This window comes from Shewanella sp. TB7-MNA-CIBAN-0143 (assembly GCF_040310065.1).
GTDB lineage: Bacteria > Pseudomonadota > Gammaproteobacteria > Enterobacterales > Shewanellaceae > Shewanella.
Genome location: NZ_JBEOPL010000002.1, coordinates 1 through 19,249, shown reverse-complemented (window position 1 = coordinate 19,249; position 19,249 = coordinate 1). Strand labels below are relative to the sequence as shown.

Below are 19,249 nucleotides of genomic sequence, written 5' to 3'. Positions count from 1 at the left end.
CAAGACAGGGAATCTAATGAAAGATCTACAACTGGTGTTGTTCGTATTAGGCGCGATCGCAATTATTGCGGTGTTAGTGCACGGTTTTTGGTCGATTCGCAAACAACAACCTAAATCTATGAAACAAAGTCCGATGGCAGGATTTTATAAAGACCAAGCTAAACGTCGAGACTCTGAAGGTTTTGACGCCGATGGTATTGGCAAAGTGCGTGTACGTAAACCCGGTGAGGTTGAAGATGTAGTCATTAAGCCTGTATTAAAGACCAATTTAAGTCAAAAACCACACTCAGGTGCAACTAAGCTCACCGATACGCCTTTACAAGACTCACTGCGTCAGCCTGGTCCGCACCAAACTGAGCCAGAACATATTCAACCTAAAGTAGTACAGCCTGCGCAACAAAGCTTATTTGTTGAAGACGATGTTAAACCTGCTCCTACGGCAAGTACGTCAATGAATACCCCTAAAAAGATATTCAATACTTCAACCAGTACCGCCAAGTTAGAAAGCTACACAGGTAAACCTGTCGCCGCCAGACCAGAACCCACTAAGCCAACGGTACAAGCCGCGGTGCCAAAAGTGGATGTTAGCCCTGAAGTAGCGGTTAAAGCTGAAGTAGAGGTTAAATCTGAGGTTGCAGATGCTCCAGTAAATGAACCTGTAGAGCCGACCGATGTATTAGTACTGCACATTGTTGCTAAAGCAGGCGAGCAAATCCAAGGCGCAGAATTATTGCCAAGTTTGTTGTCGCTCAATTTCAAATTTGGTGATATGGATATTTTTCATCGCCACATCGACAATGCTGGTACTGGCAAAGTGCTATTTTCACTCGCTAACATGTTAAAGCCTGGGATATTTGACCCGGATAATATGGAACAATTTGTCACCCAAGGTGTGGTGTTGTTTATGACCTTACCTGGCTATGGCGATCCATTGATGAACTTCACCATTATGCTGAACTCGGCTTATCAAATTGCCGAGGATCTTGGTGCTGAATTATTGGATGGACAACGCCAACCTTGGTCAGATGCAACCAAAAAAGATTATTTACGACGACTCAATGCGGCGTAGGTTGATGTTTTTATTAAGGCCGCAGCAGCGGCCTTAATTGTTTTATACCTTTACACTTTATCAAGCAAATCACGGTTACAACCTGTATGACGGATGCCACAATGCACGCTATTCAAACTGAAATGGATCAACTTACTCACACCATTAACCAACATAATATTCGTTATTACGTTGATGATGCTCCGTCAATACCCGATGCTGAATACGACAGATTAATTAAGCGCTTAACTGAGTTAGAACGTGACTATCCGCAATTTAAATCGGTAGATTCACCGACACAACGCGTCGGTGGTATAGCATTACAAAAATTTGCTCAAATTACCCACCTTAAACCGATGTTAAGTCTCGACAATGCGTTTGAACAAGCCGATTTTGCAGCATTTAATAAGCGTATAACTGATAAAGTCGATAGCGTCGATTATGTTTGCGAACCAAAACTAGACGGATTGGCCGTGAGTATTACTTATCGTTTTGGCGTTCTTGAACGCGCCGCAACGCGAGGTGATGGCAGTGTCGGCGAAGATATTACCGCTAATGTGCGTACTATTCGTTCAATTCCTCTTAAGTTACGCGGTGAAGGATTTCCAGATTTAGTTGAAGTACGTGGCGAAGTGTTTATGCCTAAAGCGGCATTTGAGGCATTAAACCAGCGTCAAATCAGCAAAGGTGACAAAGTCTTTGTTAATCCTCGCAACGCAGCTGCCGGCAGTTTGCGCCAATTAGACAGTAAAATTACCGCTTCAAGGGCTCTTGGGTTTTATGCTTATGCATTAGGTGTAGTCGAAGGCGAGTCACAACCGATGCAAACAAGCCACTATGGCCAACTAACACAGCTGCAACAATGGGGTATTCCCGTTAGTAGTGAAGTGAAAGTGACTGATTTATTAGAAAAAGTCTATGCATATTACGCCGATATTATGGCCAGACGAAGTGCGCTTGAATATGAAATTGACGGCGTCGTCATAAAGGTTAATGACATTGCCAAGCAACAAACACTTGGTTTTGTGGCTAAAGCTCCTCGATGGGCCATAGCCTATAAATTTCCAGCCCAGGAAGAAATGACCTTGTTAGAGTCTGTTGACTTTCAGGTTGGCCGAACGGGTGCTGTTACCCCTGTCGCTCGCCTCAAACCGATATTTGTCGGTGGCGTGACTGTGTCGAATGCGACCTTGCACAATGCTGATGAAATTGCCCGTCTTGGGGTGAAAATAGGCGATACAGTGATTATTCGCCGCGCAGGTGACGTTATCCCGCAAATTGTTGCTATCGTGCCAGAAAAGCGCCCTGATGATGCACAAGATATTATCTTTCCACTGCATTGTCCTGTGTGCCAAAGCATTGTTGAGCGTTTAGAAGGTGAAGCTGTAGCGCGTTGTAGTGGTGGACTTTTTTGTGAAGCGCAACGTAAAGAGGCGATTAAACATTTTGCATCCCGTAAAGCATTAAATATTGATGGCATGGGCGATAAAATCGTTGAGCAATTAATTGATAAAGAACTAGTCAAAACGCCAGCAGACTTGTTTTCCCTTACCGCTTCTAGCATCACGATGTTAGATCGCATGGCGATGAAGTCAGCCACAAATATTGTCGCGGCGATTAAACACGCTAAAGCCACTACATTAGCGCGTTTTTTATATAGTCTTGGGATCCGCGAAGTCGGCGAAGCTACCGCCGCTAATTTAGCCCAACACTTTGCCGAATTTGAGCGTATTCGAACTGCTAGCGTTGAACAACTGCTCGAAGTCGCTGATGTTGGTGACATTGTAGCAAAACACATTCGACAATTTTTTGCACAGCCACATAACATTGAAGTAATAGAGCAATTGCTTGAAGCCGGCATTACTTGGCCTGTTATTGAACAAGCTGACGAATCGCAGCTTAGTCTTAAAGGGCAAACGTGGGTGTTAACTGGTACGCTAACTCAACTTAATCGTAACGATGCCAAAGCCCAATTACAGGCTTTGGGCGCCAAAGTGGCTGGCAGTGTTTCGAAAAATACTGATTGCCTTGTTGCTGGTGAAGCAGCGGGTTCTAAATTAGCAAAAGCTGAAGAATTGGGCGTTAAGGTGATAGATGAACAAGCTCTGATGGATTTATTAAATGCGGCTAACTAACATGAAAACTAGTATTGCTTTATTTATGCTGGTGCATGCCGATAAGAGTTTATTGTGAATTTTAGTAATATTACTTGGTTAGATGATCGTGGTCATATAAAACCGCCATTATTTTTGTATTTGATTTTGGTCTTTTTAGCCCGTGGCTGGTGTATTTTTATTGCATCCTTAACCCAGTTTAATGACCGTGCTGGTTTAGTAAGGTTATTTTATCCTGAAAAAAGCGATTTTGTATCGGCGCTAATTGCTGGTGTCGGGGCGATACTGATTTATGGACTTATTATTGCCGAGCGTAAACGCAGCTGGCCGATATTAATACCTTTGTTTAGACGTAGTGCTTGGTTTTTGTGGGGATTACTCATTATTGATGGACTATTTTTGTTCCAACGTATGATGCACGATGACTATTTGTTTAAAATTGGCTATTCGATTGATGCGCTTTTTCTGTTTTGGTCAGTTATTTATGTCTTCAAATCAAAGCGGCTATATTACTATTTTACCGACTGGACCCCTGATGATAGTACTGTGCAAGTCGAAACCATATCTGATGATGAGATTAAGCCTGATACGAAATAATGTACGACTTGGTATAAATGCACTATTATTTATTGGTTTCCAAAAACATTAAAATGTATGACTTTGATACACATAGCTCTATTTCAAAAATGTTAGCGTAGAAATGAAATTATCATCTCGGCCATAACTTGGCTAATGTGAAAAAGGATCAGTACTTTGGCTAAAACAGAATTAACACAAATACCTGTTTCGCAAATGGTTATCGGGTTAACCGTTAAGCTGCCTTTGTCATGGACAAGCCATCCTTTTTTTCGCAGTAAAGTAAAGCTTGAACAACAAGTGCAAATCGAGATGATCAAAGGTCTCGATGTGTCATTTGTTTACGTGATTGATGGCCATGATTTGCTGCCTAAAGTTGATGAGCCCGTTGAAATTGAGCCACCAGAAGAGGTTGTTGCACAAGAAATTGATTATCGACCTTTGGCTAAAAAAAGTATGCGAGTTAGCCAACAGCGCTTTGTAAAATCGGTTAACGATAGTCGAACCGTTTTTGGTAAAATAGTCAGTGATCCTGAAGGTGCTTATCGTGAAGCGGCCACCTTAGTTGAAGATTTAGTCGATCATTTGTATGAAAGTGAAACCCCTCATTTAACGCTCGTGGGCAGTGGCGAAACAGATGTTAGTGTTACTCAACATGGTATTTCAGTTGCGGTGATCTCTATGATGATTGCTCACACATTATCACTGTCTAAAAAAGATGTTCGTGACATTGCATTAGGCAGCTTGTTTCATGACATTGGTAAGTTAAAAGTCCCAGAGGCAATCCGGCGTAAAAAACGTGGTGAGTTAACTGACCATGAAATTAACTTTTTAAAAATGCACCCTAACTTTGGCCACGAGATGCTTAACCGCACCGGATTATTTCCTGAAGCCATGTTAGACATAGTGTTGCATCATCATGAGTTTATTGATGGTAGCGGTTTTCCTAATAATCTGACCGAAGCTAAAATTTTACCCACCACCCAAATAGTGTCATTAGCTAATGACTATGAAACCCTGTTACATCAATACCAGACGCCACAAGTTGCACTGGGTATTTTATTTAAAACTCACAGCAGTAAACACAGTGATAATTTAATTTCGGTTTTAGTTAAAATATTAGGTATTTATCCTCCAGGCACTATAGTGCGCTTAACCGACGAAAGCATCGCTAAGGTGATGATGACAACTGCCGATGTAAAACAGCCACATGTGTGGTCATGTAACCTCAGTGGGGGGGAACCTAGTTTTCGTTTTTTAATTAACGAAGATGTTCAAGTTCAAGAAGTGATGAAATTAGACGAATTATCTGAGGGTGCCATTAAAACATTGCAAGCCAATAGTCCAATTAGTTTTTACTTCAATAACTTCAATCATTAAAATTTAACGTCGTAATATCGAGAATACATGAATACAGTTACTATTATCGGATGTGGTTGGTTCGGTTTGCCGCTCGCGACACAATTAGTTAAGCAAGGTTTTAAGGTAAAGGCTTCAAAACGTCACCCTGAGGATTTAGTCCAATTACAGCAAGCCGGTATTGATGCTTATCAGTTAGATTTGGCAAATGTGGCTAACCAAGCAAAAAACTCGTCTTTATTCGATGCAGACGCTATCGTGATTAACATACCACCGGGACTTAGACGAGGCGAAACTGATTATCTTGGCTATTTAACTCAGTTAATAAACTTGATGGGTGAACGCCAATATCAAAAAATTATTTTCATCAGTACGACTGGGGTTTATCCTTCGCTAGATCAAACTGTAACCGAACAAGATGCTGCTGCTTTTAATGATACCAGTGGTACATTATTACAAGCAGAAGCGATGTTTTCAGCTATGAAAAATAGCTGTATTGTACGATTTTCAGGCTTGGTTGGACCTAAGCGACATCCCGGACGTTTTTTTGCCGGAAAAACGGATGTCAGTGGCGCCAATGTTGCGGTTAATCTGGTGCATTTAGATGACTGTGTTGCTGCTGTTAGCTTAATTCTTTCTCGCAACGATACTTTAGCTATTTATAATCTTGCTGCAAACGCTCATCCTACTCGTGGTGAGTTTTATGTTGCTGCCGCTGAACATCTTGGGTTAAGTGCGCCAGAATTTAATCAACAACAACAACCCAATAAAACTATCGATGGGCAGTTAATCTGTCATCAGTTAGGGTTTACATATGCGTTTAATAATCCATTCAAAATGCTTGATGCTTGCTAAACTGGCATAGGCTATAATAGCCAGAATATTTTGATTAAAAGGCGATTATTGTGACGACTCAAACTCAAGCGTTTGCATTACTTCAAGGTGATGAATTCGTAGAACTGTACAAAGTACTCAAAGTACTCGGTCTAGTGAACGGTGGTGGCGAAGCAAAGCATGTCATTACCGAAGGTCAAGTTACCGTCAACGGTGAAGTTGATACTCGTAAACGTAAAAAGTGTGTTGTTGGCGATGTCGTTTCGTTCAATGGCGCGACAATTGAAATTGTTCCTGCACAGTAAGGATTGATAAATGCAATTCCCAGAAGATGATAATGGCCAAATGTTGGCTGCAATGGCAGATGCCGGTATTGACCTTACTCAATCAATAGAAGTCGATTTCTTCTTGGTGTTTGACGATCAACGTGATGCCGAGTCAGCCTTAGAAGCATTAAGCCAAAAAGACCTCCAAGGTGAGCTTGAGCTTAACTTTGATGAAGAAAGCACCAAGTGGGAAGTGATTGTTTGCCTACAAATGGTACCTGAATACGCAACGCTTGTGGCTAAAGAAACTGAGTTAAATAACTTTGCCAAAGAGTTTGACGGTATTTCTGATGGTTGGGGCGTGATGCAAAACCAAGCCAGCGATAATGAATTTGCAGATGATGACCATGTTCACACTGAGCATTGTAAGCACTAACATTGCTAGCAACTAACATAGTCTTCACTATAGATTGAATTATTCAATTGAACAAAAGCCGTTAATGCCCAGCATTAACGGCTTTTTGATTATACAAAGCGACGTGGTTTAGTCTTCTTTTATCTCATTAATGACTTCTTTGGTTTCATGTCCAATAGCTTTAACGGTATCGCGTGTCCCGTGACCGATAGCTGTGGTCACTTTTTTTGTGGTGTGACCGATTTCTTTGCCAGTCTGTTTTAATTCAGCACAGGCGGACAAAGATAGAATAAAGCTAAACGATATCAGTATTACGATGATTTTTTTACACATTGTAGTAGCCTTATCAATAATCTAATATGAGATGTATCATCAGCTTAGCGTCGTTGCTATTTCAGCATAACGGGTTTGATGGTTAAAGGGTGTAATCATGGCGTTAAATGGCACATTGATTGGCCAAATTATTTTCGTTTTAACCTTAGTTGTGGTGTTCTTCACCTTAAGATTTGCCAAGGGGAAAACCACAAATTTACCCTTGGTGGGTTTTTACGCTCTTGTGTTAAATCTCATTTTTGCCCCTGCTGGGTGGATATATTGCTGGTACTGGTCAACCAAACCGTTTTTATCCAAATAAATTCAAACTCAAGGAAAAAACGAACTCAAGAAAATCACAAACAACTAGGATGAGATAATAAACTGTTCGTTCTATTTTAGGTTAACTAATTTATGGAATATTAACCTCGGTTAATGGTGATATCAGAGACATATCCATGTTCTGTCGCTATTAAGGCTTGCTTGAGCATGGTGGCGGCTTCTGTTGCCGTCATAAAGCTTGATGTATTAATGTCTTTGCCACTGGTTTGCCAAAAGTCCGTTGCCATTCCTCCTGGATATACCGCAATCAATTTCATCGGGCTGCCTTTCAATTCTAATCGTAACGATTCTACCAATCCCTTTATGGCCCATTTTACGGCACAGTAAGTCGACTCATTTGCTTTGCCTGCTTGCGCTGCGGTCGACATCACGACTACTACAGTAACGTTGTGATCACGATAGCGACTAATAAGTTCACGCAGCACTAGAATGCTTGAAGTGAGATTGTTGTGGATTAACTGATTAATCGCTTCAGGTGCTTGTTGTTCGATAGGGCCAAAATAACCACTGCCTGCACAATGAATAACCTTGCTTGGCGGCGCTGATAAACGCGAAAATAATGCACTGACATCTTCGGCCACACACAAGTCTGCTGTGTGAGTTTGTACGTTAGCTTGCTCTGGTTGAGTTAGGCCAGCCATTACACCTGCTAATTTTTGCTCACTGCGACCTGTCACCAATAACGGTTGATTTTCTGCAGCATACAGTTGTGTTAGTGCAGCACCTAAGCCGCTACTTGCGCCGGTAATAACAATCATAATAAAACCTTCAGCTCAATATTTACTTGGCCGACTACTATAACAATGCCTAAGTGAACAGCAAAGCGGTTGTAGTTCATTTCTCATATCGATTTTCAAATCTGATGTTTAAGTCAATATAAGCTTATTAATGGGTAATACGTTATTTGGTCAGTGTTTATTAGCCCAAGCTGAAATTAGTTGGGTAAAGCTGAATAAATTACACAGAACGCTTTGTATTTTGACGATAAAGATTGTCTAATAACGCCTTATATTATGTCTGCCGACTTCACGCTATTCCTAATAACGAGACTCTCCATGCTTGAACTCACGCTCCAACTCGCGGTTATTTTATTTTTTGTTGCTCTGGTTGCGGGGTTTATCGACTCGATTGCTGGCGGCGGAGGCTTACTGACCATTCCCGCATTAATGTGGGCAGGGTTACCTCCAGCAGCAGCATTGGGTACTAATAAACTGCAAGCGTGCGGTGGCAGCTTTTTTGCGAGCTTATATTTTGTACGTAAAGGGATGGTTGATTTACGCAGTATCAAACTGTCGTTGATATGCGCTTTTATTGGTGCATCAATTGGCACAATATTAGTACAAATGATCGACGCTAAATTATTGGAGGTCGTGCTGCCATTTTTAATTCTAGCCATTGGTTGTTATTTTTTATTCTCTAAAAAAATAAGTGAACAAGATCGCCAACAAGTCCTCACCCCAAGTGTATTTGCCTTTACTGCCGCATTGGGCGTTGGTTTATATGATGGTTTCTTTGGCCCCGGTACTGGAAGTTTCTTTGCTTTAGCATTTGTGTCATTGGCTGGTTTTGGTTTGGCCAAGGCAACCGCGCATGCAAAGCTACTCAATTTTGCCACTAACATTGCGTCGTTAATTTTCTTTTTAATCGGTGGTCAAGTCGCAGTGGTATTGGGATTAATTATGCTGGTAGGCCAAGCAATTGGTGCTACGTTAGGTTCACGTTTAGTGGTGACCAAAGGCGTTAAAATCATTAAACCTTTGGTGGTAGTGATGTCATTGGGCATGAGCGGCAAATTATTGTGGTCGCAATATATGTGATAGCAGTACATGTGATCGCGGTACATGTGATCATAGTAGCGATAATTTGGGTTTATTAACGCCAGCATTATGTGGTGTACGTGTTTGTTTTTATTGAAGGGATGTTATGCGCATTATTCACACATCAGATTGGCATCTTGGCCAATATTTTTATGGTAAAAGTCGCGCAGCTGAGCACCAGGCCTTTATGCAGTGGTTACTTGAGCAAATCAACATCCACCAAGTTGATGCGCTTATTGTCGCGGGCGATATTTTCGATACTGGCACACCGCCAAGTTATGCCCGTACGCTATACAATCAATTTATTGTTCAAATTCAACAAACAGGTTGCCAGCTAATTTTATTGGGCGGTAATCACGACTCTGTGTCGACGTTGAATGAATCTAAAAATCTCCTTGCTTGCCTAAATACTGTGGTTATTCCAGGTGCATTCGAGCATGTTGAAGAGCATGTATTTACCCTCAAAAATCGCCAAGGTGAAGTGGGTGCTATTTTATGTGGTTTACCCTTTTTACGCCCGCGTGATGTGGTGCTAAGTGAATCAGGTGAGTCATCAATTGATAAACAACGTAAATTGGGTGATGCCATTAGCGAGTTGTATCAGCGCTGTTTTGAGCAAGCTGAACAACTCAATAATACATTTACTACGCCAGTACCCATTATTGCGACAGGTCATTTAACCACAGTGGGTGCAAGTACTTCAGAATCCGTGCGTGATATCTATATTGGCAGTTTAGATGCCTTTAATGCAGCGCTGTTTCCTGCCGCAGACTACATTGCATTAGGTCATATTCATCGCCCCCAAGTGGTGGCGAAATCTGAACATATTCGTTACAGCGGTTCACCGATAGCGTTAAGTTTTGATGAACTCGCGGCAGATAATGCCACTAATAAATCGGTGTTTTTGGTCGAATTTAGTGATGCCAAATTATCTCAAATCACAGCATTAATGGTGCCAGTTTTCCAGCCGATGCAGGTGTTAAAAGGCGACTTAGATAGCATTGAGAAGCAGATAAGCGCATTTGCTTTGCAAGCAGAATCCGCAAAAACGACTTGGTTGAGCATTGAGGTGTCACAACAAGATTATTTGTCTGATTTGCAATCGCGCATTGCCGACATGACTCAAGACAAAGCGGTTGAAGTATTGCAGTTAAAGCGTGCCCGTAGTCAACGACAGCAACACATTAAGCAGCTCGATAATGAAACCTTATCTGAGCTCAGCGTCGACGAGGTATTTGGGCGACGTTTGTCGCAAGAAGAGTTTGAGAGTGAATCGCAACAGGCACAGTTAGGACGAATAAAGCAACGCTTTAACCAAGTGTATGTCGAAGTGGAGTCTGAGCGAAACAGTCAAGAAACGGCTGCGAGCCATGTGTTACAAGAAACGTCGACAGAAGCCGTTGCTACAAAAAGTGCAACCGAGGGTGAGCAATAATGAAAATTCTAAGCCTTCGCTTTAAAAATATTAACTCACTTAAAAATGAGTGGAAAATCGACTTCACCCAATCGCCATTTGCTGAAAACGGTTTATTTGCTATTACAGGTCCTACAGGCTCAGGTAAAACCACCATTCTCGATGCGATTTGTTTGGCGCTTTACCATCGTACACCGCGGTTAAGTAATATTTCTAAAACCACCAACGAGTTAATGACTCGTGGCACTGCAGAATGTTTAGCTGAAGTTGAATTTGAAGTTAAAGGTGTCGCTTACCGAGCGTTTTGGAGTCAGCGTCGTTCGCGCGACAAAGCCGATGGCAATTTACAAGATGCGCAAGTCGAATTGGCTAAACTCAGTGACGGTAAAATCCTTGCCAGTCAGATAAAACGTAAAACCGAATTAATTGAAGAAATCACCGGACTCGACTTTGCTCGTTTCACTAAGTCGATGATGTTGTCACAAGGCCAGTTTGCCGCTTTTTTAAATGCCGAAGCCAATGAGCGCGCAGAACTATTGGAAGAGCTAACGGGTACTGAAATTTACAGCTTAATTTCAGCGCGAGTGCATCAGCATTTTTCTGATGCCAAAACTAACCTAAAAGTGCTTGAAGCTAAGCTTGGCAGTGTTGAGTTATTTGATCAACAACAAGTTGTGGCGCAGCAACTACAGATTGAACAACTCAATCAGGCGCTTGTGATCGATCAACAGCAATTAGCTCAATTAAGCCAATTTATTACCTGGGCGGACAATACTGAGCAATCGCAGCAGACATTAGTTAACGTTCAGGCTCAACAGCAACTAGCACTGTCTCGCGTACAGCAACATAGCGATGAACTAACTCGACTTGAACATAGTGAGCCAGCACAGCAAATCCAGCCTCTATTTGAACAGCAACAAAAAGCCCAGTTAAGCACCCGAGTATTATCGGAACAGATTGAACAGTTAACGGAACAGGTTGGTGTAGCTGAACAAACACTGCAACAGCACACCCACAAGCAAACGCAAGCTGAGCAAGGCGTTGATAAAACCAATCAAGCACACAAAGATTTGCTTACGCTTATCGACAAACAGGTGTTGCCGTTAGACCAACACATTAGCCAATTGAACTATCAGTTGTCTCAGGTCAGATTAAGCCATCAGCAAACGGCTGAGCAACAACACAAAACGATTGAGCAACAGCAACAGTTGATGGCGTTGCAACAGCAACTCACGTCGGCAAAGCAAGACATACAGCAACAACTTGATAGTTTGCCACAAGGCCAAGAAGTGGCCAAAAAGTTTGCGGCTTGGCAGACACAATACAGCCAAGTGTTGCAATTAAACCAGCAGTTGAGCCAACTTGACACTCAACGAGTTCAGCAACAACATAATATCGAGCAAACTCAAACAACGTTATCTGAGCTTTCGCCACAAATAGAACTGGCCAAAACGACGGTCACCCAAGCGTTGGCTCAACAAGCCGACAGCCAGCAAGCAATAACGGCATTATTGGCTGGCCAAGACGAAAGTCAGATTAATCATGTCTACCAACAACTGGTCGAGCAGCAAGCTGGGCGTTATCAGTTAACCCAGCTATTTAGTCACTATGTGCGTCAGCAGCAACAATGCCAGCAATTAAGCAGTCAATCGGTGCAATTTAACACTGATTTACAGGCTTTAGCGCATTCACTTTCGCAGGTAAGAACCCAGTGGAGTGAAAAAAATCAGCAAGTAAAAGATCTGCAAACCATATTGCAGCAAGAACAGCAAATAGCCAATTTAACCTTAGAGCGTGCCAAGCTTAAAGCTGGTGAGCCTTGTGCATTGTGTGGTTCGACAGAGCACCCGTTAGTTGAGCGTTATGAAGCATTGAATGTGTCTGTTACCGAGCAAAGAATGCAGCAACTACAAATTGAACTTGATGCGATTAAACAGCAAGGTGAGCAGCTTAAAAATCAACAAACGGCGTTGCAAGTTAACTATGACAATTCGCTCAAGCAATTGAGCCTAGCGCAAACTGAATTACAATTAACTGAGCAACAGTGGCAACAACACACTCAGGCGCTTGCGGTAACGCTTGAATTACATGAGCAGCAACAACATAAGCTAACTGATTATATTGCCCAGTCAGAAGCCAAACAGCAGCAACTTGCCCAAACGATAAGTCAGCTTAACCAATGCCAAAAAACCTTACATCAACATCAGCACAATGCTACCCAAGCAGAACAAGCGTTGGCAGTGTTGGTTAATCAGCATGGATTATTGCAACAACAGCTTGATAATTTATCCCAAGGTTTAGTGAGTCAGCAGCAGCAAATTGAATCTGTTAACAAGCAACTACAGCAACTTAGCAGCGCACTGGATGCACACATTATTGCCACAGGGTTAACGCCGCCGACACTAGATAATGCCGACGCTTGGCTTCATCACTTACAACAACAACTTGAACGTTGGATTGAAGCGCAGCAGCAGGCTATCGATAACCAACAGCAGCTCAGTGTCACCGCAGAAAAACTCACCGCAAACAATCTAGACACCTCTGAAATAGCAACCAAGCTAGCGGAAGTAACTGAGCAAGTGGTTACGCTTAACGAGCAACTCGATTCGGTACTCGCAAAGCGTAAAGTCGTGTTTGCAGAGAAAGTGGTTGAAGATGAAAAGCTGCTTAGCCAACACGCAGTAGATCAAGCTCAGCAGGTATTTGTCTCAATTCAACAACAATTGCAAACGGCGGATAAACATTTTGCTGGCTTACAAGCGCAGCTGCAATCGACAACGCAGCAAGTCACCAAGGCGAATCAAGAGTCACAACAGTTGCAGGAAAAATGGCAAGTGGCATTACAATCAAGTCCATTTGCAGATCAACAATCATTTGAACAAGCCTTATTGACGCCACAAGAGCGTCACACCTTACAGCAATTAAAACTGCAACTTGATAACGACATTGTCAAAGCCAATACGTTAGTTGAGCAAGCCTTAACAAAACAAACGGATTTAGCGCAGCTGGCAGAGCAACACGGATACGATATTGCTCAACACAGCGATATAATGCTGCAACATCAAACGATGGAAGCTAAGCACCAACAAGACAAGCAAACACTGTGGCGCTTAAGCCATGAGTTGGAGCAAGATACCAATAAGCGGGCAGGGCAACAGCAACTGCTCGCGGAACAAGCTCAAATGCAACAAGATTACGACGATCTTGCGTATCTGCATTCGTTAATTGGCTCACAAAAGGGCGATAAGTTCCGTAAGTTTGCTCAAGGGCTTACTTTAGACCATTTAGTGGCATTGGCGAACAGACAGCTGGAACGTTTGCAAGGTCGTTACTTACTTGAACGCAAAGAGTCCGATGCGTTAGAGCTACAAGTACTCGATACCTGGCAAGGTGATGCAGTACGAGACACCAGAACCTTGTCGGGCGGTGAAAGCTTTTTAGTGAGCCTAGCCCTTGCACTCGCATTATCTGACCTTGTTAGTCATAAAACGAGCATTGACTCACTGTTTTTAGATGAAGGCTTTGGTACGTTGGATAGTCAAACGTTAGATACCGCTTTAGACGCATTAGATAATTTAAATGCTTCGGGCAAAATGATTGGTGTCATTAGCCATATTGAAGCCATGAAAGAGCGGATCGACGTACAGATAAAAGTGACTAAAATGAACGGTCTTGGTATCAGTAAATTGCAGGGTGAGTTTGCTGTAAGTGGGTCTTGATCTGCCTCAAACTCCCATGATTACTGTAATCGAGTTCAAATTAATTATTAATTAAATATCATTTTATATTTGTAAAATGATTATTTTTTGATATAAAAGAGCGTTGATATGCAATTTGAGTGCAAAAGTCCGTATTTTTAGCTGTTTATACCGGATGCCGTAGTATCAAATATTGGGTCATATTCACCATAAAAAACGACATGAAGGCATAGAGTTAACTGAATTTATGCCCAATATCGCAATAACAATTTGCAGTAAAAGAAAAATAAAAAATATAAAGCGTCATCTTTTAGGGTGGATTAGACATTGCTAATGAGTAAAATTATGGGCTTCCAAAGGCCAGCGGTAAGTCAATTGAACTTGCCAAACTTGCACAAGAAAGTCTTGCTAGCGAGTGTATTTGTTGTCGGGGCGGCTTTATTATGGCCAACACAACAAGAGTTTTCATCACAACGTATTCCAGTGGCAATCGATATCGATTCGTTATTGCCACACATAGCTCAACAAGATAGCGCTTTGAAGCTGGTAAAGCCTATTTCACCGATTTTAAATCGCGTGATTGAAAGTGGTGATACCTTAAGTCATTTATTTGAATTAGCCGGTATCGACCAACGAACCATGTATAAAGTACTTGAGGCTGATTTAGAAGTCTTAGCACTAGATACACTTCTGCCGGGTAACCGAATCCAATTTTGGGACAACGCTAATGGCGAGCTTGATAAGCTAGAACTGTACTTTAGCCCTGCTCACCAAGTGGTATTCTCCCGTTTTAAAGACGGAACTTACGGTGTTAATGACATTAACATCGATGGCATTTGGCAAAATCGCATCGTTGGCGGAGAAATTAACGGCTCTTTTTATGTATCGGCTAAAAACGCTGGTTTAAGTGCCGCTGAAATTCAAAAAGTTGAAACTCTGTTAAAAACGAAGTTAAACTTTTCTCGTGAGTTGCGCGCAGGTGATACTTTTTCGGTTTTGGTTAACGACCAATTTGTTGAAGGTGAACCAACAGGCACAACATCGATTGAAGGCATTCGTATTAATACCGGCCGTCGCGACATTACCGCGTTTCAAAATGTCGATGGCAATTATTACGACATTGAAGGTCAAAGTTTAACGCCTGCTTTTCAACGTATTCCGCTTAACCGAAAAGTTCGTTTAAGTTCGCGCTTTAACCCTAATCGTAAACACCCAATTACTGGTCGTATTCGTCCACATAACGGCACTGATTTTGCTACCCCAATAGGTACACAAGTCGTAGCTCCGGGAGATGGCATAGTCACTATGGTGACTAAACATCCTTATGCAGGCAACTATATTGTGATTCAACACGACAATAAGGTCAGCACACGCTACCTGCATTTATCGAAGTTCTTAGTTAAAAGAGGCCAACGTGTCACTCGTGGTCAACCGATTGGATTGTCGGGTAATACTGGTGCTTCAACAGGTCCTCACTTACATTATGAGTTTATTGTAAATGGTCGTCCTATCGACGCAATGAAAGCCAATATTGCAGAAGCTACTGTATTACCTAAAAAGCAACTACAAGCGTTTCAAGCTTTGGTGCATAGCCGTAGCATGATGATGGATTTAGGCTAATCACAACGCGTGTAAGCGAACTCTGAACGATAAAAATGCAGCCTATATTGGCTGCATTTTTTGTTGTTAAATCACAGTACTTAAAGAGTGCTCAATACTAGCGGTAACGGTTGTCCCTTGTTATTACTTATCGTTGCAGTGCTTCCGCTTGTGGATCTATCTCAGTTCTGGGGTCCATTTCATATGCTGTTGGGCTTGCCATATCGGTGACGGCACGAAAACTTTCTTTTGTTGCAAGTGTTGAGGGGGCAATATGGCTGCGGCGTCTTAATAATACTATCACGAAGAAAATCGCCAAACATGAACTGGTAAAGGCATATAAACCCTTGGCGCCAAATAATCCCATCGCAAGTGAAGCCATAGGCGCACCAATAGCCGACGATAACCCAAGAGTGATAAGCATGGCACTGCTTATTTCAACAAAATCTTCAGAGGTGGCGTTGTCATTAGCATGGGCTAAGCATATTGCGTATAGCGTCATACATGTCCCTCCCCAAAAAAAGGCTGATATTGCTGCTGGCCAACCGCCAAAAGTAGTGACTACGTAAGGAAGAGTGACGAAGAGTAATGACACCAAGGAGCCACCTAAGGCAGTAAACATCAAAACACTGCGCCTATCAAACCTATCGGATAACTTACCTAGTGGTACTTGAAAACAAGCTCCGCCAAGGACGGTAGCAGATAAAAATGCACCGAGTTGAATACTGTCAAAACCATTATCTTTAGCGTAAATAGGGGCTAATGCCCAAAATGCACCTGTGACAAAACCGGCAACCACGGCTCCAATCAGTGCAACGTGAGAGTGCCGCCATACCTTTGCCATATTCAACTTAACGTGTTTTACCACCGCAGGTGCTGATGAACGTGTCAGTGACACCGGAATGATTGCGATAGAGATAAATATAGCGGCTAGACCGAATAGCATCGATTCGTGCTCGCTGCCTAAATTGAACAGTTGTTGGCCACACATCACCATGATTAAATTTAGTGTGGTATAAATAGACAGTATTGTTCCTCTATTATTCGCTGTTGACGTGCCGTTTAGCCAGCTTTCAATGATCATGTATAAACCAGAAATCATCACCCCGATTAAAAACCTTAACAACATCCAACTATAAAACTCGGATAATAAAGGAAATAGTAAGATGACCACCGAGTAACATGTTGCCAATACAGCAAAGCTACGAATATGCCCAACTCGTTTTAACATATAGGGTGTGGCTAAACAGCCGGAAACAAATCCTAAAAAGTACCCCGATCCGGTTAAAGCGACTTGAGTATCGCTAAAACCAGATTCACTCGCCGCAATGGGGAGCAGAGTCAGTAATAAACCATGGCCAAGAATTAAGAATGCATTAGATATGAGTAATGCTGAAAGTGGGATTAACGCGTTTAACATGTCACTCCAATAGGTTTTGTGTGTGATACGTCACCAATTCACACAGCTAATCACCAAGATTGATTGTAATGAACTCCGAATTTGCCCAGGTATTAAAGCGTGTTTTAGTTTATTAATACCGCGTGTGACGCTGCTTATCGTACTATTTGGGACAGAACTGGGCGATGTTGTTGCAAGAAACGACGTTGGTTAACGCTGATGTAACCTGCGTTTTGCACATTTCACTGACACACAATATGAAAGGAAGATTTATGCCAAGTGTGGTTATTATTTTTTTATTTTATAAATCAGCATGTTGAGAGTATGGCTTTTGGTTTTGCAGTTTAGATTAGTTTTACAGCGGTACAATGCCGAGCAGCATTGCACTGAAATCGAACAATATTTACTCTAAATATTGTGATAAATGCTTTCAATAAAGATGATATAAATTGAAACGTTTACCAGTCATAACCTTTGTAACAAACTGCTTATTTGAAAAGAGTCATTATGATGAAACTCTCTTAGAGTAAATCGAATAAGTAATTGATTTTACAGAGCAAGATGCTCATCATTTTATTGACGTTTTAGATATGGCAACCACGAATATCAGGCTCACTCATTTATTAGGTAACATATCTGTTATTAGAAGAACAAGAGATGGTTTTGAAATTTATTATGGCAGTACATCAGGAAAACTGGGTTGTAAATAGGTGTATTCTATTGAGCGTAAGGTTATCAATTGGAAGCTAGTATGGGCAATAAATTATGATTCTGTTCGAAGTATTTGTGTTTAACCCTATGGGCGTTTAATCATAACCCATTGCATTGTTCATTTAATGACCATCATGTCGCCCAGTTAATCCGTATTATCTTAATATGGATAAACCATTTGAAGAGATATTAATTTTGAAAGAATATACAAACATCGACATCATTCATCATGAAGATAACGAGATAGTGGCGATGCTGACTGCTGGCTTACGTCAATTTAATGTTGAAAACTTAGGTTATGAAACTTCGTAAGCCCTTACAATTGTTGCACGAAATAATGATGGAGATATCATTGGTGGCGTGGCTGGCCGATCAGTTTATAAGGACTTTCTAATTAATGTCGTATGGATTGATAATCTTTATCGGGGTAAAAGTCAGGGCTACCGCATGAGTGCTTAATTTTAATCTATGCATTAAAACAAGCCTTTAATACCGCCTCAAGCATCTATGGATTCATCATGCATCGTTTTTGTTTTCCAACAATGCTTATCTTCGTCGACTCTGCTCGTAACATATTCAAACTAATATGGCGCAGGCATGACAGATTTTTGACCCCGTGAGCGTTGTATATTTGACATGCATACTCCCCCATACTGACATCAAGCACCCAGTGCATTGATTCTATGCCTCAATGTTCTCGAACGGCTATCGCAGCTTGTTCGACACTTAGCTCCTTAGCGCTGATGTAATAACGGTACTCAAGCTCGATTGGTTTTCCTTTTTCAAGGCGACAACTTTCAACCATAACGATATTTTTAGCCCTTTCCACTTTGAAAAGTCACCAGCTAAGTTTGTACTGTCAATAACATAACACTGACGACACTCTGTTTGCCCATGATCGTGTTTGATTGCGGATTTATCTGTATTGTTGGCTCGCAGGAAAGAGAAGGTTTTTACTATCGCTTCGCGCAGTTTTCCCTGATTACTTTTAACGGCTAGCAGATAGTCACCGCCTTGTTCCACAATGGTTTTGGCTATTTTTGTTTGACAAGCCATAGCATCGATAGTCACTAAAGCCCCTTTGATATCTAACATCTTTATCAACTCAGGAATGGCAGTTATCTCATTGCTTTTTTGTTCTGTTTTAAGTTGGCCAAGTACTAATTTGTTTGATGAAGCATAAGCACTAATCATGTGTATGGTACTGGCTCTGTCTTGACGATTGTATGAGCCCCGAAGCGTTTTTCCATCGATAGCAATACTTGCCCGGTAATCCCCCCTAAAAATAGTAGATTTCAAAAGTAGAATTTTCTCGTAATATATACGCAGGGAGATTCTGCATGAA

At 41.7% G+C, this 19,249-nt stretch carries 15 protein-coding genes and 1 pseudogene; 12 read left to right on the top strand and 4 right to left on the bottom strand.

Annotated elements, in window-relative coordinates:
* The first annotated feature begins 16 nt into the window (after positions 1–16).
* The 7 genes from zipA (at position 17) to AAEY97_RS01525 (ending at position 6,633) form a co-directional block, all read left to right on the top strand.
* Positions 17–1,069, top strand: a complete 1,053-nt coding sequence (zipA, locus tag AAEY97_RS01555; protein ID WP_350996039.1) for a cell division protein ZipA — start codon at positions 17–19, stop codon at positions 1,067–1,069.
* A 101-nt stretch (positions 1,070–1,170) separates the two neighbouring features.
* Positions 1,171–3,183 (top strand): NAD-dependent DNA ligase LigA, encoded by a 2,013-nt coding sequence (gene ligA / locus AAEY97_RS01550; RefSeq protein WP_350996037.1) that lies wholly within the window; start codon positions 1,171–1,173, stop codon positions 3,181–3,183.
* Positions 3,184–3,237: 54 nt separating this feature from the next.
* Positions 3,238–3,759: a DUF2919 domain-containing protein gene (locus tag AAEY97_RS01545; protein WP_101088068.1), complete on the top strand. Its 522-nt coding sequence runs from the start codon at positions 3,238–3,240 to the stop codon at positions 3,757–3,759.
* A gap of 156 nt (positions 3,760–3,915) precedes the next feature.
* On the top strand, positions 3,916–5,118 hold the full coding sequence (locus AAEY97_RS01540; protein WP_350996035.1) for a cyclic di-GMP phosphodiesterase: 1,203 nt from the start codon (positions 3,916–3,918) through the stop codon (positions 5,116–5,118).
* Between the two features lie 27 nt (positions 5,119–5,145).
* The gene (locus AAEY97_RS01535; protein WP_350996032.1) at positions 5,146–5,952 is read left to right on the top strand and encodes an SDR family oxidoreductase; all 807 of its coding nucleotides are present in this window, start codon (positions 5,146–5,148) and stop codon (positions 5,950–5,952) included.
* Positions 5,953–6,002: 50 nt separating this feature from the next.
* Positions 6,003–6,236: an RNA-binding S4 domain-containing protein gene (locus AAEY97_RS01530; protein WP_101088074.1), complete on the top strand. Its 234-nt coding sequence runs from the start codon at positions 6,003–6,005 to the stop codon at positions 6,234–6,236.
* 10 nt (positions 6,237–6,246) lie between these two features.
* Positions 6,247–6,633: a ribonuclease E inhibitor RraB gene (locus AAEY97_RS01525; RefSeq protein WP_162022792.1), complete on the top strand. Its 387-nt coding sequence runs from the start codon at positions 6,247–6,249 to the stop codon at positions 6,631–6,633.
* Positions 6,634–6,741: 108 nt separating this feature from the next.
* Here AAEY97_RS01525 and AAEY97_RS01520 read toward each other — a convergent pair whose 3' ends face one another.
* Complete coding sequence (locus tag AAEY97_RS01520) at positions 6,742–6,945, bottom strand: hypothetical protein (RefSeq protein ID WP_101088078.1); 204 nt, start codon at positions 6,943–6,945, stop codon at positions 6,742–6,744.
* Between the two features lie 401 nt (positions 6,946–7,346).
* Complete coding sequence (locus tag AAEY97_RS01515) at positions 7,347–8,024, bottom strand: SDR family NAD(P)-dependent oxidoreductase (protein WP_101088082.1); 678 nt, start codon at positions 8,022–8,024, stop codon at positions 7,347–7,349.
* Between the two features lie 297 nt (positions 8,025–8,321).
* On the opposite strand from AAEY97_RS01515, the gene AAEY97_RS01510 reads away from it, so the two are divergent.
* From AAEY97_RS01510 to AAEY97_RS01495, 4 genes are all read left to right on the top strand, one after another.
* The gene (locus tag AAEY97_RS01510) at positions 8,322–9,083 is read left to right on the top strand and encodes a TSUP family transporter (RefSeq protein ID WP_041413055.1); all 762 of its coding nucleotides are present in this window, start codon (positions 8,322–8,324) and stop codon (positions 9,081–9,083) included.
* Positions 9,084–9,189: 106 nt separating this feature from the next.
* Positions 9,190–10,518, top strand: a complete 1,329-nt coding sequence (gene sbcD, locus AAEY97_RS01505; protein ID WP_350996028.1) for an exonuclease subunit SbcD — start codon at positions 9,190–9,192, stop codon at positions 10,516–10,518.
* Positions 10,518–14,216, top strand: coding sequence for an AAA family ATPase (locus AAEY97_RS01500; RefSeq protein ID WP_350996025.1), 3,699 nt, complete (start codon positions 10,518–10,520; stop codon positions 14,214–14,216). The genes sbcD and AAEY97_RS01500 overlap by 1 nt, the downstream gene beginning before the upstream one ends.
* A 312-nt stretch (positions 14,217–14,528) precedes the next feature.
* Complete coding sequence (locus AAEY97_RS01495; RefSeq protein ID WP_101088090.1) at positions 14,529–15,815, top strand: peptidoglycan DD-metalloendopeptidase family protein; 1,287 nt, start codon at positions 14,529–14,531, stop codon at positions 15,813–15,815.
* A 127-nt stretch (positions 15,816–15,942) separates the two neighbouring features.
* Here AAEY97_RS01495 and AAEY97_RS01490 read toward each other — a convergent pair whose 3' ends face one another.
* The gene (locus AAEY97_RS01490) at positions 15,943–17,214 is read right to left on the bottom strand and encodes an MFS transporter (protein ID WP_350996022.1); all 1,272 of its coding nucleotides are present in this window, start codon (positions 17,212–17,214) and stop codon (positions 15,943–15,945) included.
* Between the two features lie 855 nt (positions 17,215–18,069).
* Here AAEY97_RS01490 and AAEY97_RS01485 point away from each other — a divergent pair.
* Positions 18,070–18,216 carry a hypothetical protein gene (locus tag AAEY97_RS01485; RefSeq protein ID WP_350996019.1) on the top strand — a complete coding sequence of 49 codons (147 nt, stop codon included), beginning with the start codon at positions 18,070–18,072 and terminating at the stop codon, positions 18,214–18,216.
* Positions 18,217–18,409: 193 nt separating this feature from the next.
* Here AAEY97_RS01485 and AAEY97_RS01480 read toward each other — a convergent pair.
* A pseudogene (locus AAEY97_RS01480) lies at positions 18,410–19,164 on the bottom strand (ISAs1 family transposase); the annotation flags it as partial.
* Between the last annotated feature and the right edge of the window lie 85 nt (positions 19,165–19,249).

What these genes read in the sequence shown, in the direction of transcription:
- AAEY97_RS01525 (WP_162022792.1), top strand. Translation starts at nt 6,247, where the DNA reads ATGCAATTCCCAGAAGATGATAATGGCCAAATGTTGGCTGCAATGGCA.
- AAEY97_RS01535 (WP_350996032.1), top strand. Translation starts at nt 5,146, where the DNA reads ATGAATACAGTTACTATTATCGGATGTGGTTGGTTCGGTTTGCCGCTC.
- AAEY97_RS01515 (WP_101088082.1), bottom strand. Translation starts at nt 8,024, where the DNA reads ATGATTGTTATTACCGGCGCAAGTAGCGGCTTAGGTGCTGCACTAACA.
- AAEY97_RS01500 (WP_350996025.1), top strand. Translation starts at nt 10,518, where the DNA reads ATGAAAATTCTAAGCCTTCGCTTTAAAAATATTAACTCACTTAAAAAT.
- AAEY97_RS01495 (WP_101088090.1), top strand. Translation starts at nt 14,529, where the DNA reads ATGAGTAAAATTATGGGCTTCCAAAGGCCAGCGGTAAGTCAATTGAAC.
- sbcD (WP_350996028.1), top strand. Translation starts at nt 9,190, where the DNA reads ATGCGCATTATTCACACATCAGATTGGCATCTTGGCCAATATTTTTAT.
- AAEY97_RS01485 (WP_350996019.1), top strand. Translation starts at nt 18,070, where the DNA reads ATGGATAAACCATTTGAAGAGATATTAATTTTGAAAGAATATACAAAC.
- ligA (WP_350996037.1), top strand. Translation starts at nt 1,171, where the DNA reads ATGCACGCTATTCAAACTGAAATGGATCAACTTACTCACACCATTAAC.
- zipA (WP_350996039.1), top strand. Translation starts at nt 17, where the DNA reads ATGAAAGATCTACAACTGGTGTTGTTCGTATTAGGCGCGATCGCAATT.
- AAEY97_RS01520 (WP_101088078.1), bottom strand. Translation starts at nt 6,945, where the DNA reads ATGTGTAAAAAAATCATCGTAATACTGATATCGTTTAGCTTTATTCTA.
- AAEY97_RS01510 (WP_041413055.1), top strand. Translation starts at nt 8,322, where the DNA reads ATGCTTGAACTCACGCTCCAACTCGCGGTTATTTTATTTTTTGTTGCT.
- AAEY97_RS01490 (WP_350996022.1), bottom strand. Translation starts at nt 17,214, where the DNA reads ATGTTAAACGCGTTAATCCCACTTTCAGCATTACTCATATCTAATGCA.